The organism is Ornithinibacillus liuyingii, assembly GCF_055550225.1.
The window spans coordinates 151,687-166,243 of sequence record NZ_JBPWOS010000002.1; the positions used below are offsets into that span (position 1 = coordinate 151,687).

General features: G+C 36.8%; 15 protein-coding genes. 10 read left to right on the plus strand and 5 right to left on the minus strand.

Annotated features, from left to right (window positions below):
* Window positions 1–575 precede the first annotated feature (575 nt).
* A complete protein-coding gene (locus ACSKT4_RS03650) occupies window positions 576–1,859 on the minus strand; it encodes a DNA cytosine methyltransferase (protein WP_339216313.1) in 1,284 nt (427 codons plus the stop codon).
* 285 nt (window positions 1,860–2,144) lie between these two features.
* Here ACSKT4_RS03650 and ACSKT4_RS03655 point away from each other — a divergent pair, with 285 nt between their 5' ends.
* Window positions 2,145–2,828 carry a hypothetical protein gene (locus ACSKT4_RS03655; RefSeq protein WP_339216311.1) on the plus strand — a complete coding sequence of 228 codons (684 nt, stop codon included), beginning with the start codon at window positions 2,145–2,147 and terminating at the stop codon, window positions 2,826–2,828.
* 759 nt (window positions 2,829–3,587) lie between these two features.
* On the opposite strand, the gene ACSKT4_RS03660 is transcribed toward ACSKT4_RS03655, so the two are convergent.
* The 4 genes from ACSKT4_RS03660 to ACSKT4_RS03675 form a co-directional block, all read right to left on the minus strand.
* The gene (locus ACSKT4_RS03660) at window positions 3,588–4,715 is read right to left on the minus strand and encodes a CAP domain-containing protein (RefSeq protein WP_339216309.1); all 1,128 of its coding nucleotides are present in this window, start codon (window positions 4,713–4,715) and stop codon (window positions 3,588–3,590) included.
* A 259-nt stretch (window positions 4,716–4,974) separates the two neighbouring features.
* Complete coding sequence (locus tag ACSKT4_RS03665; protein WP_343457786.1) at window positions 4,975–5,190, minus strand: hypothetical protein; 216 nt, start codon at window positions 5,188–5,190, stop codon at window positions 4,975–4,977.
* 82 nt (window positions 5,191–5,272) lie between these two features.
* Window positions 5,273–5,704: a YhfM domain-containing protein gene (locus ACSKT4_RS03670; RefSeq protein ID WP_465822838.1), complete on the minus strand. Its 432-nt coding sequence runs from the start codon at window positions 5,702–5,704 to the stop codon at window positions 5,273–5,275.
* 173 nt (window positions 5,705–5,877) lie between these two features.
* Window positions 5,878–6,783, minus strand: coding sequence for an aminoglycoside phosphotransferase family protein (locus ACSKT4_RS03675; RefSeq protein ID WP_343457788.1), 906 nt, complete (start codon window positions 6,781–6,783; stop codon window positions 5,878–5,880).
* Window positions 6,784–7,232: 449 nt separating this feature from the next.
* On the opposite strand from ACSKT4_RS03675, the gene ACSKT4_RS03680 reads away from it, so the two are divergent.
* From ACSKT4_RS03680 to ACSKT4_RS03720, 9 genes are all read left to right on the plus strand, one after another.
* The gene (locus ACSKT4_RS03680) at window positions 7,233–7,421 is read left to right on the plus strand and encodes a helix-turn-helix domain-containing protein (RefSeq protein WP_343457789.1); all 189 of its coding nucleotides are present in this window, start codon (window positions 7,233–7,235) and stop codon (window positions 7,419–7,421) included.
* A gap of 28 nt (window positions 7,422–7,449) precedes the next feature.
* Window positions 7,450–8,175 (plus strand): DnaD domain-containing protein, encoded by a 726-nt coding sequence (locus tag ACSKT4_RS03685; protein WP_339216299.1) that lies wholly within the window; start codon window positions 7,450–7,452, stop codon window positions 8,173–8,175.
* Window positions 8,175–8,516, plus strand: coding sequence for a replicative helicase loader/inhibitor (locus ACSKT4_RS03690; RefSeq protein WP_186869158.1), 342 nt, complete (start codon window positions 8,175–8,177; stop codon window positions 8,514–8,516). Before ACSKT4_RS03685 ends, ACSKT4_RS03690 begins: the two co-directional genes overlap by 1 nt.
* Window positions 8,497–9,783: a replicative DNA helicase gene (dnaB, locus tag ACSKT4_RS03695; protein ID WP_343457791.1), complete on the plus strand. Its 1,287-nt coding sequence runs from the start codon at window positions 8,497–8,499 to the stop codon at window positions 9,781–9,783. Before ACSKT4_RS03690 ends, dnaB begins: the two co-directional genes overlap by 20 nt.
* 279 nt (window positions 9,784–10,062) lie before the next feature.
* On the plus strand, window positions 10,063–10,557 hold the full coding sequence (locus ACSKT4_RS03700) for a hypothetical protein (protein ID WP_465822840.1): 495 nt from the start codon (window positions 10,063–10,065) through the stop codon (window positions 10,555–10,557).
* Between the two features lie 38 nt (window positions 10,558–10,595).
* Window positions 10,596–11,084, plus strand: coding sequence for a PH domain-containing protein (locus ACSKT4_RS03705; protein WP_186869160.1), 489 nt, complete (start codon window positions 10,596–10,598; stop codon window positions 11,082–11,084).
* Window positions 11,084–12,574 carry a PH domain-containing protein gene (locus ACSKT4_RS03710; RefSeq protein ID WP_465822841.1) on the plus strand — a complete coding sequence of 497 codons (1,491 nt, stop codon included), beginning with the start codon at window positions 11,084–11,086 and terminating at the stop codon, window positions 12,572–12,574. Before ACSKT4_RS03705 ends, ACSKT4_RS03710 begins: the two co-directional genes overlap by 1 nt.
* A 95-nt stretch (window positions 12,575–12,669) precedes the next feature.
* The gene (locus tag ACSKT4_RS03715) at window positions 12,670–13,422 is read left to right on the plus strand and encodes an AAA family ATPase (protein ID WP_339216290.1); all 753 of its coding nucleotides are present in this window, start codon (window positions 12,670–12,672) and stop codon (window positions 13,420–13,422) included.
* Between the two features lie 136 nt (window positions 13,423–13,558).
* Complete coding sequence (locus ACSKT4_RS03720) at window positions 13,559–14,557, plus strand: trypsin-like serine peptidase (RefSeq protein ID WP_186869163.1); 999 nt, start codon at window positions 13,559–13,561, stop codon at window positions 14,555–14,557.

A 14,557-nucleotide genomic window follows, 5' to 3' on the forward strand; every position in this document is an offset into this window, starting at 1 on the left:
GTTTCTTACCTTCACGTGAAAGAAAGAATCAAGTGTGGAACTTTTAGAAGAGATTTTAAGCAATAAGTATATGAACCGAATCCGAACCACAAGCCTATAAGCATGTATATCGCAATAAAAGTGCAAGTGGAGTAGATGGGGTGAGTGTAGGTGAGTTGAAAGAATATCTTAATGAACATAAAGGAAAACTTCGTGCTCAAATCCAGAAAAGGAAATACCAACCTTCGCCAACACTTGGAATAATAGACATAAACTCCGCTCCAGATTGCGAGTAATCATTTGGAAGCAATAGAAGACAAGTCCAGCAAGAAGAGAATAAAAGCCCTTGTCCAATCGGCATTTCTGAAGAAGAAGCAAAGGGCTTAACGTACAGTAGAAGGAGGCATTGTTACATTTGACTATCGAAGGTAATTCAAAAAGCATTATCTAAAAAACGCCTAAGGCAAAGGGGGATTCCTTTTGCCTTAGGCCGCTACTTAAAAGTAACACATTGTAATATAAATTGAACCGCCGTATACGGAACCGTATGTACGGTGGAAGGAACTTAACTTTCTTCTCTACTCGATTAGTATTTATTACATATTTGCAACTAAATTCTTTTCACTTTGAGTGGTACCTAAGAGAAGATTATCTTTATTACATATAAGTTGTTCTTTTATACACTCTGCGATCTTGTATGATAGCAACACTGGTACTGCATTGCCAACTTGACGATACTGACTGTTTAGACTTCCTAGGAATTCAAAATTATCAGGGAAAGTTTGTAAAATAGCACATTCTCTTACAGATAGACGTCTTAACTTATTGATGTGAATTTCTGGTCCGGATGCTGTTATTGTATCACTAGGACGTTCCCAATTAGTTATTCTAAGAGACTGCTCATATCTAATCTCTTTTTCTTCATATTCAGTTACAAGTTTATCGAATTTATTATCGAAACCAAGCAATTCTTTTAATTTCCACCAATCTTCAGGCTTTGGGATAGAACCAGAGTTGTTATCCTTTCTAAACCAATGACCAGCCGTATGTCTATATCCGAATATTTCATCTATTTTCTTTACTGATAACCCTGATTTTTTTCTCCATTCTTTTAAGTAGTCACAGACATCAGCTTGATTTACTTCATGCTTTCTACCATAAAACTTATCGCTTACATTGGTGGAAGCGATATGGTTAAAAATCATTTTTCCTTCATGCTCAAAAGGTAAATCTCTAGTTCTTACATTAGCTAAATGTCCTATTGCATCTTTGACGGTAACAAATGGTTTTTTGTTCTTTAAGAACAACTCCTCTTCAAGTAGAGTACTATTTTCAAAGTCTGCATGTGTTGGTTCAGGGAATTTGTTTTCCAAATCTAATCTATTTCCCATTATGAATACTCGTTCTCTCGCTTGAGGAACACCATATTCAGCTGCATTTAAAAGTTTAACATTAACTTTATATCCTAATGAAATGAAGTCATTTTTTATCATTTCAATGACTTTACCTTGCTCCATGGATAATATGCCTTTAACATTTTCTGCTAAAAAGAACTTTGGTTTTTTATCTTTTATTATACGTAGCATTTCTTTATATAAAAAATTCCGCTTATCTTTCATATTTCTTTTAGTGTTTGCAACCGAAAATCCTTGACAAGGAAAACCTCCTATAATTACATCTGGAGAATCAGGGATATCCGAGCTATCAATTGTAGTTATATCCCCTAAAACAATGTGATTTCCTATATTTTTTTTATAAGTTTCTACTGCATCTTTCTCAAAATCATTGGCCCATAGTATGTCAAAACCAGCATTAACAAATCCTTTATCCATACCACCTGCACCTGCAAAAAGGGAAACTACTGTAGGATTATTAGTCATAATATCACCTAAATTCGATTTTATTCTCCAATATATCATAACATAGATCAATAAAATATATTGTTAATTCATATTATAAAGAACACTTGCTCTAATTGCAAGTGTGATTTAATAAATGAATAAAGTAACATTTTATCATAAGCTTATAAATTTTGTATACATAATAGATTAACTAATAGAATAATTGTTTAGTTATTCTTATATTTGGTTCTATTTTTTGAAATATAATATATAAAACTGTATAATAATTGAAAAATTATAAGTTTCTGGTATAGGGGGAGGAGCATGTTAGATAATGATGAACTAATGAGTTTAGAACTAAAGTACTTTAAGATTATTAGTGAAATGATTGAAACTCATTTAGGAGAAATACTTGGTCAAATCTCAAGTCATAAGAATTTGGTTAGAACAGCTAACCCAGGTTCCAAAAGCAATATGTTTGAAAAGAAAGTCGAGAATGTATTAGAGTCAATAATTAGTCGTCAATTAGGATGGTATGTATCTTCTACAACTATATCTTCTGATAGTTGTTATGAGTGTGGTGATGCAATAATACATATTGATGCAAAAACTAGATCTACCGCACCTGGTTCTGATCTGGATGCTAGAGGAAACAAAATAACTGTCGAAAGAAATGAAACGACATATGATTCAAATACCACTTTAACACAAGGGACTAAGACTTGGGAGGCAAACCTTGAACATTATGTATATCATAGCATAAGCGGGGAGATTCCAAATTTAACTTATTTCTTCATAATGGACTATAATGAAAATGATAATATTGTAAGACTTTCTTTTGTTTGTGTTCCACATGGTCAGTTCCAATCTATTTTTACTAATCGAATTTTAGGTGCTGGTAGAACAGTAACTGGTTCAATTAGAAATAATATTAGATTTCTAATAAATGAATTTACGGCACAACCTGGTCACAGTTGGAGGGAGAAAGTAGTTTACGTTAGAAGATAAAAATATCAATCTTGCTAAATTTAGTGTACTTGTAGACAAGATTTATAAACTATTAATTTGTAGTTTTCTGTAGGAATAGGATTTTACTATGTTTAATATAACTGCCATTACTCGGTAAATGTAAAAATGGGACTTCTATTATTAAACTAATAAGAAATTTGAGGAAAGGTTCATTTGTTAATAAAGAAAGTATATAGTTTCAGATTAGAATACAAGCCAAGGAATATTATTCATTAAAGAAAAAGGAAGTCTAATCAAATGATTTTGGACCCCAAAGTTAGTGAAGATCTAAATTCTGGGGTCTTATTTTATATAATTAATTTTAAACCACTTTTGACTCTTCAATGATGTACAAGAGCGTTCCCACTACCTGTAATCGTTCTTACTTTAATTCACGCCCTCAGAAAAAATTCCACCGAGTTACAGCAAAACAAACCATTCTACCAGCTCGTTCAGACTTAAATTCAGATAAGAAATCCTCTCTTTACTTCTATCAACCCTGCATTTTGAAAAATCGTAATCACGCTTGGATAATATACCGAAATTTGCTCATAATTGAAAGGATAGAATAAGAAATTCCCATTGTACTCATATAATACGTCTTTGAAAATCCTACCATTGTTCTAATGTATTTTCATATCCGATATCTCGAAGATAACAGTTGGATGATGACCTTGCATTTTCTCTCTAGTAAGTTGATGGGATAGAGATAAGATAATCATCAGATTTTTTACCAAGTTAATTTTATAATAGAGTACATCACTTCCTCAAAAAATTCTCCGTATAAAACGGCTGATTCTCCTCATTAAAAGCAACCCCAACCGCTAAGGAATCAAATCCAGCTTTTAAGATATTTTCCCTATGACCCAGCGAATTCATCAATCCTTCATGGGCAAAGATACTGCTTGGTTGACCGGTTGCGAGGTTTTCGCCAGCTCCACGGAAGGATATGGCGTCGTCGGCCATTCGGTCAAAGGGGGATTTTCCTTCTAGGTTTTCATGGCTAAAGTAGTTATTCTTCGCCATGTCTGCACTGTGATCACGGGCTGTTTTTCGTAATGGTTCTTCCCAAGAAAGGACAGAGAGCCCTCGCTTTACTCGTTCAGCATTCGTAAGGTCGAATAATTGATATTCTAATCCTTGTTGTAATGCAGGTGTTGCATCTCCAAAATAGGCTGCTTTCTGTTTTTCTAAATCAGCGCTGATGATTTGAATAGCAGTCACTCTATTGTTTTCATGCAGATCATAAAAGATCGTGACATAATTGTTATCGATTAGAAAGGTATTGTACTCGTCGGTTTCTTGTACCTGGTAGAGAATCCTCCCCTTGCGAATCGCTTTAATCGGGTCATCTAGAGTGGACAATACGTCATTTCTCGAACTGTTGAATGTTATTCCGACTTTCGATGCTAATAAGTCTTGATTCGTGTATAGTCCAGCAACCTTGTCTGAGGAATCATACGCTACCATGAGGAAGTTATGGTAATTCTCATGGTAGGTAGCCCATTCGACGCCGTATTCATTTAATGTGGAACGCTTTGGTTTTCCAACTTGTTTTTCCACCTCGGAGCGCATATCACCAATTTCAATATTATGGATTGAAAAGGTTTGATCTGTCGGCTGCGTTAATTTTGGCGCTTCTGGTGTTGGTTCTGTAGGAGAAGTATTCTCCTTATTCGAGCTGAACTTATTCCAGAGAAGCTCAAATTCTTGTTTAAGGGTATCCAGTGTTAAGGCAATTCTGGGACTATCCATTATTTCTTCTACATCGTGCTTCATTTTGTCATAAGTACCTCGGTAGCCAGATTCCTGGAAGGCATCACCATAAAAATGCCAAAGTACCCCTATCAATAATACTAAAAATAGTATAGTTCTTAATTTAGGCATGATCGTCATCCTTATTTTTATAGCTTTCTAGATTATTCGTAATAACAGTATGAACAAAAGGGTGGGGAAATAGTAGTTTGAGAATTAAAATATTATACGACAATGTTTATTCAAAGGAAACAGTAATTGCTTATTTGATTCGGAGTTTTTACTGAAAATTAACATTCCTATGAAATGGGAAGCGATCTTGTACTATTAAAAATTCCAAATAAGCATGTAATATTCTATTTCGTATTATTGGTGTTTAAACAAAGCGCTTTTATCTATCTCTTAACTCATTTAATTCTGGAATTTGTTTATAAATATCTGATAGCTTATCGACAACTTCTAATTTCATTTTATCCCCGCCATTCCCCGTCATAGCAGTATTAACAAATCCATAGGTTAATTTTAACAACGATTTAGCATCCTCTTCCGAAAGATGATTAATAGCATGTATCGTATTCTCAAACTCATTAGTCTCTCTATCTTTCAATATAATCCCTCCATCTAACATAGATTCCTTAAAAACTAACTTGCTCACCTTGTTTAACGCGTGCGCCCGCTTATGAAATTTATCATTGTTTTCCAGTTAAGATTTCAAATACCCTCTCGGAAGCTGCTTCAGATAACGTAACATAATTCGATTGTCCGACGATGATCAGTTCTAATGTTCCATTTTCATTTAACCAAACATGGTGTTCATAAGAATTCCAAGTAAATTGATAATCTGGGGGACGTATATCAAGTTTGATATTCTCTTGCCAATCGGCATTATCTAAAGCCTCGATAATTTCATTAACTACTTCCCTATCATCTATTTCATTAATTAGTTCATAATTCCCATTACTATTTTTTTGTTTAACTATTACAGGATTACCGTCCCACGTATTACTATAAACTCTTTCTTTTGTGGAAAGGTTCATTTCGCTATTACTATTAGGTGCATCTTGACTACATCCAACCAAACTGATCCCCATTACGAGGATTAACAAAACTAGTTTTTTCATAACTTTACCTCAATGCCATTAAATGGTTACATTTCCTTACTAATCTTGCTTATTCGTATATAACTACTATCTAAATACTAACATAATATTCCAATAATAGGATTAATCGTATAGAAAAAGACGATCCAATTCAAAGACCGCCTTATAACCTTGCCCCGACATCATGGATGATTCTATTGATACCACTTGGGTTTTAATCTACTGAAGTAATCATGATCTTCTAAATACATATACACTTTATCTAACATCTCATTCATGTTGTTTGGAATAGTTTTTAAAGTCCATACTACAGTGGAGAAAACGCACATTGCTAAGTATAGTGAATACAATCTCCAAAAAGCTTCATCTGGTTCTTTATTATTAAAATAACCTTTGATTTGTCCAATTGAAAAGGGAATGCTTACTCCACGACTAAAAATTCCTATCTTCAGAAATTCGTGAATAGGATCACCCCAATCATACCTGCCAAAGTCAATAACTCCCGCGAATTTTTTATTATTCACAATGATGTTTCCAAGGTGAAAATCATCATGTTGAAATACGTTTGGGCGTTGTTTCATGAGATGAATATTCTCATCAATAAAATTCATGATGATATGATCATTTTTAACTTTTACCCCACAATCTAAGTAGGCATCTATATATTTGTTATGTTTTGCAACTTTCCTTGAATACCACGAAGAAATATGTGCTGGAGCAGATAATTGGTGCATTTTTCTTAATTCTATTCCAGCCTCAATACCAATATTCAATTGCTCTTGTTCTGAGTATTTTAGGATTTCATTCTCAGCATCCTTGCCCTCTATATAGGATGTGACCATATATCCTCGATTACCTACCTCACCAATTGAAATCGGTTTTGAACAGGTAACATTATAATCCTGCATCTTTTCTAAAATAGAGTATTCTGTCTTCTTTACTTCCAACTCTTCTAAATCAAACATCCGAAGTAGAAATTTATTGTTACCATCTTGCATATGTATAAGAAATTTTTCATCTGAGGAAAACCCCTTTGTAATTTCAATAATTTCTTTGTAATCGCTTATTATTGGAATCTGTTTTATTAATGTTTCACTCACAACCTCACCCCTGGTATTATGGAAATTAACTTTATAATCTAGTTATCTATGAAAAAATGGATTTCTTCCTTTCATTAAACCTGTCCTCCATACTTTTAGGCCTGCTAGTTGGTTTCGTATCAATATCTAACTATCACTCTGGATTTCATTATATTGCATTATCGTAGCTGTGACAAAATGCAATATTAATTATTCTTAGAAGTCCTTTGTCATCACTTTAGATTCTTAGAACTTAGGTGTATCAATATATCAAGTAAATACTATATTGTCCTATAAAACAATCAAACCATTCCCATCCTAAACAAAAATGCTTTCTATCATTCAACTCAATCCTAACCAATTTTTTCACCACCAATGCCTCTTTTTCCTCCCTCGCCACGATTATAACTATGAAGAACCAAAACAATCCGAAATAAACCAACAACTTGCTAAAGGAAAGGAGGTCTATCATGGAACGACGAACTTTAACGGTCAAGGAAGTTGCCAATTATCTAGGTGTGCACACGGATACGATCTACACCATGGTCAAGCTAAAGCAGATTCCACATCTAAAGCTACGGAATCGGATTTTATTTACGAAGGATTCCATCGATTTATGGGTACAAGACGAGGCGAAGAAGAGTCTGGAAAATGAATAAAAAAAGCTAGGAAAGTGAGGGAATGATAATGGATTTTAATTTGGAAACGATGGCTTTTCGAAAATGGGCAAAGAAGCATAAACTAACGAATAGTGCAATTTCCTTGTGGTATGCCTTAATGGAAGTGAATGCTACCGTCGGGTGGAAAAGGAAGTTCAATGCACCAAATTCTACCCTTCAGGAAATAACAGGTTTATCGAAGCAGGGGCTTATTAATGCGAGAAATATGCTAAAGGAGAACAAGTTAATTCATTATAAGAAAGGATCAAAGGGGTGTGCTGGGGAATATCAACTTATTTCCTTAGTCCAAACACTTGACTCATCTGTCCATTCTGTTGACCAGGCAGTCCAAATTGTAGACCCCTATCGGTCAAAATATTTGCCCATACATAGACAAAGACATGGACAAGGACAAGAAAGACAGATGGATGAGCAAGCGATTATTTATTTTTATGAAGCACATATTGGCATGATGAGTATTTTCGGACGGGAAGAATTGCTCAGCTATAGGGATAAGATGTCGGATGAATTGATTTTGGCGGCGATTGAGCATGGGGCGGATAACGGTGCGAGGACGGTAAAGTATGTGGTGAGAATTTTAGAGGAATGGCTTGAAAATGGGCTGGAGACGGTAAAAGACGTGCTAGCTTATCGGAAGGCTCGGTTAAAACAGGTGCAAAAGACTGTTCCATTTCCGAAAAATAAGCAGGATGATTATCAGGCGTTATTTGATGAATTGAGGAGGGAGGGCTAGTGAACCGGCAGGAAGCAATTGATATTTTACAGTTGATTAAGGAGCTATATCCGAAGTTTAATGTGAAAAAGGAGCGGATGACATTTTTGATTCCGCTATTAGAGAAGATGGATTACCAACAGGTGATGGATAACCTTACCCACTATGTTTCGCAAAATCCCTTTCCACCAACGATTGCTGATATTGCTGCACCAATACAGGTGGAAAATGATTACCTGGAAGAGATGCAGGTGTGGGCGGAAGAGGCTCAGCAAGTAGCCCCTGAAGTGAAGGCGCGATTTCATACGGAATTGCAGAATTTAGTGAGGAAGAAGTCAGGCTATGAAGCTGGAAAACTATGAAGCGGAGGTAGCGGTGCTTGGGGCGGTATTGCTAGATGGTTCGTTATTTCAGCAGATTACCGTGCAGGAGGAGCATTTTTACTTTGCTAAACATAAGACTATCTATCAGGCGATGAAGCAGGCGGTCAGTCAGGGGGAGTTTATCGATATTGTCGTTGTGACGACTTTTCTCGGAGAAGCGATCGAGGCGGTTGGGGGGACCACTTATCTTCTGGAGATGGCGGAATCTGTTGCTTCAACGGAGAGCATTACCCAGCATGAGCGGCTGATGCTCGATGCATATCGGAATCGAAAGACACGGGAATATGTATTGCAATATGCCACGGCCCCAAATGAGCAAGCATTAGATAGGCTAATCCAGCGACTGCAGGATTTTCAGACCATTGGTGTGGATAAAACGGAGAAGACGACCTATGATTATCTGTTAGAAATTACCGATGATATGTGCTTTTCGGATGGGGTATCCTCGGGACTGTTAACGACTTATGGGGAGCTGGATGCGATGACAGGAGGCTTTCAGCGTGGGGATTTAATTATTATTGCAGCCAGGCCCTCCGTTGGTAAAACAGCCTTTTCTCTTAATCTTGCAGCAGGGATTTGTAAGAATGGTGGGACGGCGGCTATCTTTAGCTTAGAGATGGGGACGAAGCAATTATTGCAGCGTGTCATTTCGGCGGAGGGGCTGATTAACAGTCAGAAGTGGCGGAGGATGACATTTTCTCAACGGGATTACGAGCATGCACTCCGGGCTATTGGGGAGATTGCCGATTGGGATTTGCGAATTTATGACCAGAAGCGTACAGTCCAGGAGATTCGGGCAACCATTCGAAAGCTCGTCTATAAACAACCAACGAAGAAGCATGTGGCGATTATAGATTACCTGCAGCTGATTACACCGGCAGTCAAAATGAATCGACGTGACTTAGAGATAGGGGAGATTACGCGCGAGTTAAAGCTACTAGCGATGGAGTTGAATATTCCGATTGTGCTACTTTCACAATTGTCTAGAGGGGTAGACTCCAGACAGGACAAGCGTCCCATGATGTCCGATCTCCGGGACTCTGGGAACATCGAACAGGATGCAGATGTCATTGCCTTTTTGTATCGGGACGATTATTACCATCGGGATACGGAACAGGCAGAACAAATTGAAATTATTATTGGCAAACAGCGAAATGGTCCAACCGGTACAGTACGAATGAAATTTCAGCGGGAATATGGGCGGTTTGAGGCAGGAAAGCAGGACAAAGTTGTAATAAGTAGATAGTAAAGGAAGTCAGGCTGTTAGAGTTCCTAGGTGATCGTTTTCTGTCCATTCACTAAGGGAAAAGGTACACTAGGAAAAGTTAGGAAGGATGATGACAATGGAGGTATAGCTATCTAGAACCCCGACAGCTTTTCAATTATCATGGATGAGGGAGTTTTGGCCCTGTTTTAAAAAAATTATCGTGAAACTTTTAGTCTGTATTTTCGTACTATAGTTATCAGACGCCCCTCTATTATCTATTTTAGAAAGAAAAAAAGTCTAATAGATAGGATGTGTTGTATGAAAATCATCATTATGTTAGCAGTTGTCTATAGTATTTCATTGGTATTGATTTTAGCATTTGTGTACAAAAGTAATCAAAAAGAACCAGAAGAGGAAAAGATGAGTATATGGATGGTTTGGTTTGTTTCGGTATTGCTAGCCTTAATGCCAGCGATTGCGATTGCCATCCTATTATTGACGATACTTGGTTCAGCAAATGTAGTCGATATGCTGTTTTCTCTACAGTTAAGTACGAATCAATTAATCATGCTGACTATTATTATCCTCATTTATCTGTTTACAATAGATAGTATTGTAGAGATAGTGGTTAAATACATAGTTGGAAAAGGGATCATCTATTATGTCATTATCCTGCTTTCTCGAACATTCGTATTCTATTGGATCGCGCTATTACAGAAGATCAACCAAATGAATAGCTTTATCATTGCACTAGGAGTGGCTTTCATTATCTTAATAATAGAGTTGCTATATCATGGTAGAAAGAAAAAATAACGGATCTACTGTTTCCAATAATAAGGAGGTCTCTACATATGCGTGATAGAAAATTAGCACATACGTTATCACCATCCTTCCCTAAAATACGCATGATTTCGGACACGCTAACCAATTTGGGTGGATTGGTAGTGGTTGGAATCCTATTTTGGTTATATCAGCTATTCGCATGGCCGATGTGGGCTTTTTGGATATTGCTGGCGGCACTTGTGTTTACGATAATAGGGTTTATTTGGTCGTTTATCGAGCCAATCTATTTGTACCGGAGCTGGAGCTATCAGGTGGATGAAGAATATTTACAATTAAGCTATGGCGTGCTGAAAAAGGAATGGGTAACCGTTCCGATGACAAAGGTTCAATCCGTATCAACTGTACAAGGTCCAATTATGAAACGCTATCAGACCCGTTCCATTAAGGTTGAAACGATGGGGTCTTCCCATGTGATTCCAGCTTTAGAAGAAACGAAAGCGCTCGAATTAAGGGAGCGGTTAATCGAATATGCGAAGTTGAAGGAAGTGGATGAATAATGCGATACCATCCATTGACCATTGCTTTTCGAATCTATCAATTTGTAAAAAACAGCTTTTTTATTATTCTTCTCTTATTTGTGCTTAGAAAGGATTCTGAGTTTTGGCTTTTTGAATATGGTCGGTATGCCTTTATCATTATTGCAGTATTACGGCTCATACATATTGTTCTTGCGTGGTTTGTGGAAAAATATGAATGGCATGAGCGCACCTTTCACCTCTATAAAGGGGTCTTTGTGAAGCAGACAAATACGATTCCATTCTCGAAAGTTCAAAATGTAACGAGAAAAACAACGGTTTTCCATAAAATACTTGGTGTTACCTCGATAACATTTGAAACAGCGATGGATGGGGAGGATGATTCCATTCATTTTGATGTGGTAACAAAGGATCATGCGAACTATTTGACAGACTTGGTTCGAGCTGGTAAAGAGAATGAAACCGAAACTACCAATCATATCGAGCTAGAGGAACAAGTGCCGGTGGAAGAATCCGTATCCAAGCCAAGGAGAACCATTCATTTCACCCCAGAACGAAAGGATTTATGGAAGGCAAGCTTCACATCGCTAAGCTTCTTAGCTATTATTCCCATTGCTTTTGGGGCGTGGGATTATATTCAGCCCTTCTTACCGGACGAGGATGAGGTGGAAGGAATCCTTCAATTGTTACTAGCTAGTAAGTGGTTAGTTGCCATCTTGATTATCTTGTTAGTCTTCGTTGCAGTTGGATTTGGTGTTGCTAGAACGTTTATACGGTATGGGAAATATGAGATTTCCTCTGATGCAACCCATATCTACATTGAGCGCGGTGTACTGGATGAAAGTCAGTTCGTCATTGAGAAAAGGAAAATTCAAGGCTTGGAGATTACCCAGACATGGATTAAGCGGTTATTTGGCTTAGCGGAAGTGAAATTAATTAGCTCCTCTAACCGCATTCTAGATGGTGAGGTAAATGTAAATTCACTTTATCCTTTCTTACCTGTAGCGAAGGCTTATCAATTAATTGAAGAATTAATGCCAAGCTATCAATTAGATGTAGCATTGCACAGGCTTCCTCGTAATGCATTATGGGTGAAGCTAGTAAGGCCAAGCTGGGTATGGATAATTGCAACGATTGCTTTAATTTATTTCAAACCAGACCTTTTTCAAATAAAGCAAGCATGGTGGATTGCGATTATCGGGCTATTTGTGTTGATTGTTGTCCAGCGCATACTGGATTATGTGCACACGAAATATGCCTTTACAGAAGATCAGGTTCTGTGGTGGCATGGGGGCTTTACGAGTAGCATGTTTATCACGAAAAGGAAAAATGTGATTGAAATGAACTATTCGCAATCGGTGTTACAGCGATTTTTTTCGGTTGCGTCTGTCACTACCATTAATCGTTCTATCCCACCTCGTCACGAGACGATTCAGGATATTCCGTTTGAATATGCGGCTGCGATGAATGCGTGGTATTTACAACGAAGGCAGGATGTACAAGTGAAGTAGTGCTTTATAGAATTCTCGAAGTCGTCATTCGACAATATTCCTATATTTCCGAGGAAATAATCGTATAGAAATGGAGAAAAGAGAGGGGCGTGACCATGCTATTAGATAAGGATACACAATATCTAAAAAGCATCGATTTAAAACGAGAGAGTATAGCATCCTTTCAAACGTTCCCATTTAATCTACCGGTAGTCCAGGAATTTGAAAAGATCGACTTTCATCCGAATGTGACATATGTTATCGGGGAAAATGGGATGGGGAAGTCGACGTTATTAGAAGCGATTGCGATTGGATTAGGGTTTAATCCTGAAGGTGGTACATTAAATTTTAACTTCTCTAGTTATGACTCCCATTCCGATTTACATCATTATTTACGGATTGCAAAAGGTGGATACCGGCCGAAGAATAGTTTTTTCTTTCGGGCGGAATCCTTTTATAATGTAGCAACGCACATTGAGGAGTTAGATAAGGAAATACTTGGAGGTAGAATTATTGATTCCTATGGTGGAAAATCACTTCATGAGCAGTCCCATGGTGAGTCATTCTTTGCAGCATTTATCCATCGATTTGGTGAAAATGGCCTATATATTTTGGATGAACCGGAAGCGGCCTTATCTCCTTTAAGACAATTGTCGATGCTATCCCGGATTCATGAGCTAGTAAACGAGGAAAGTCAGTTTATCATTTCCACTCACTCGCCAATCATCATGGCTTATCCAAATGCCAAAATCATTCAGCTTACGGAAGAGGGAATGGAGGAGTTGGCATTAGAAGAAACAGGACATTATAAAACGATGAAAAGCTTCTTTGAGGATAGGGAACGATTATTGCATCATTTGTTGAAGTGAGAATAAGCTAATTAGTGATCATTTCAGTAAGGGGCGAGTTTAGTACTATTTTTAAAATGATTATTATAAATATTTGTAAAAATTTAAAAATATGTTAATATAAGTTTTGAAAAATACTATAAGGGTGGGATTGATAATGAGGAGATTTGTATTTTTATTTCTTGTTTTTACTCTATTCTTTCCAAGTGTAAGCATCTTTGCCGAAGAACTCAATGATGACACACTAAACATCCCAGAGTCTACTAAAGAAATTAATTATATTGAGTATGATTTAGAAAAGCAAGAAAAGTCAATTATAAAGATTGGTGATACTACTAATCTAGGTAGTAAACGGTTTGAATACCAAGGTAAACAGGGAAACGGAGAAAAGGAGAAAATAAATCTTGATGAAATAATTGATAGAGATAAACCTGTCATTGATCCTTTAACTAGAGAGGAATTAGGTAAAAGAGTGAATCCTTTTGTTATAATTGGAGATGACGGTAGACATCAGGTGCAAAATACCACAATAATGCCATATCGTGCTATGACTTATATTCAGTTTGATAGTTTATTTTCAGTTGCGATGTGTTCTGGTGGTGTAATAGCTGATGATTTAGTCGTCACAAATGCCCATTGTATTGATAACTCTATATTAAGAGCAACTGTAATACCTGGTATGAATAATACTCAATTTGCCTATGGAGCTTATACTGTTACTCATATAATTGTGCCAGAAGAGTTTAGTGAAACAGATGCCGCTGAATATGATTATGCAATTTTAAGAGTAGCACCTGATGAAAATGGGAACTCGATAGGGGAAAGAGCAGGTGTATTATCTTGGATGGAAGCTGGTACAATAGAGGATAATACTCTTTTAAAAACTTATGGATATCCCGGGGATAAGATGGATGAAACTGGTGAAATTTCATTATGGGGAATGGAAGGCCGTTCAGCTTTCAGTAATCCTTCAATGTTGTTTTATAATATGGACACATTTAGTGGCCAATCAGGTTCCCCAGTACTTAATTCATCAAATCGAATGATTGGTGTTCATAATGGTGCGTACGGGTTAACAAATGGTGGCCAGATTAATGGTGGTCCAAAGATTAGAAGAGATTTCACGAATTTATTTAATTATATGGTAAACCAGTGA

Coding starts and splice junctions, on each gene's coding strand:
- ACSKT4_RS03705 (WP_186869160.1), top strand. CDS start 10,596: ATGCGTGATAGAAAATTAGCACATACGTTATCACCATCCTTCCCTAAA.
- ACSKT4_RS03715 (WP_339216290.1), top strand. CDS start 12,670: ATGCTATTAGATAAGGATACACAATATCTAAAAAGCATCGATTTAAAA.
- ACSKT4_RS03680 (WP_343457789.1), top strand. CDS start 7,233: ATGGAACGACGAACTTTAACGGTCAAGGAAGTTGCCAATTATCTAGGT.
- ACSKT4_RS03700 (WP_465822840.1), top strand. CDS start 10,063: ATGAAAATCATCATTATGTTAGCAGTTGTCTATAGTATTTCATTGGTA.
- ACSKT4_RS03670 (WP_465822838.1), bottom strand. CDS start 5,704: ATGAAAAAACTAGTTTTGTTAATCCTCGTAATGGGGATCAGTTTGGTT.
- ACSKT4_RS03655 (WP_339216311.1), top strand. CDS start 2,145: ATGTTAGATAATGATGAACTAATGAGTTTAGAACTAAAGTACTTTAAG.
- ACSKT4_RS03660 (WP_339216309.1), bottom strand. CDS start 4,715: ATGCCTAAATTAAGAACTATACTATTTTTAGTATTATTGATAGGGGTA.
- dnaB (WP_343457791.1), top strand. CDS start 8,497: ATGAAGCTGGAAAACTATGAAGCGGAGGTAGCGGTGCTTGGGGCGGTA.
- ACSKT4_RS03685 (WP_339216299.1), top strand. CDS start 7,450: ATGGATTTTAATTTGGAAACGATGGCTTTTCGAAAATGGGCAAAGAAG.
- ACSKT4_RS03710 (WP_465822841.1), top strand. CDS start 11,084: ATGCGATACCATCCATTGACCATTGCTTTTCGAATCTATCAATTTGTA.
- ACSKT4_RS03720 (WP_186869163.1), top strand. CDS start 13,559: ATGAGGAGATTTGTATTTTTATTTCTTGTTTTTACTCTATTCTTTCCA.
- ACSKT4_RS03650 (WP_339216313.1), bottom strand. CDS start 1,859: ATGACTAATAATCCTACAGTAGTTTCCCTTTTTGCAGGTGCAGGTGGT.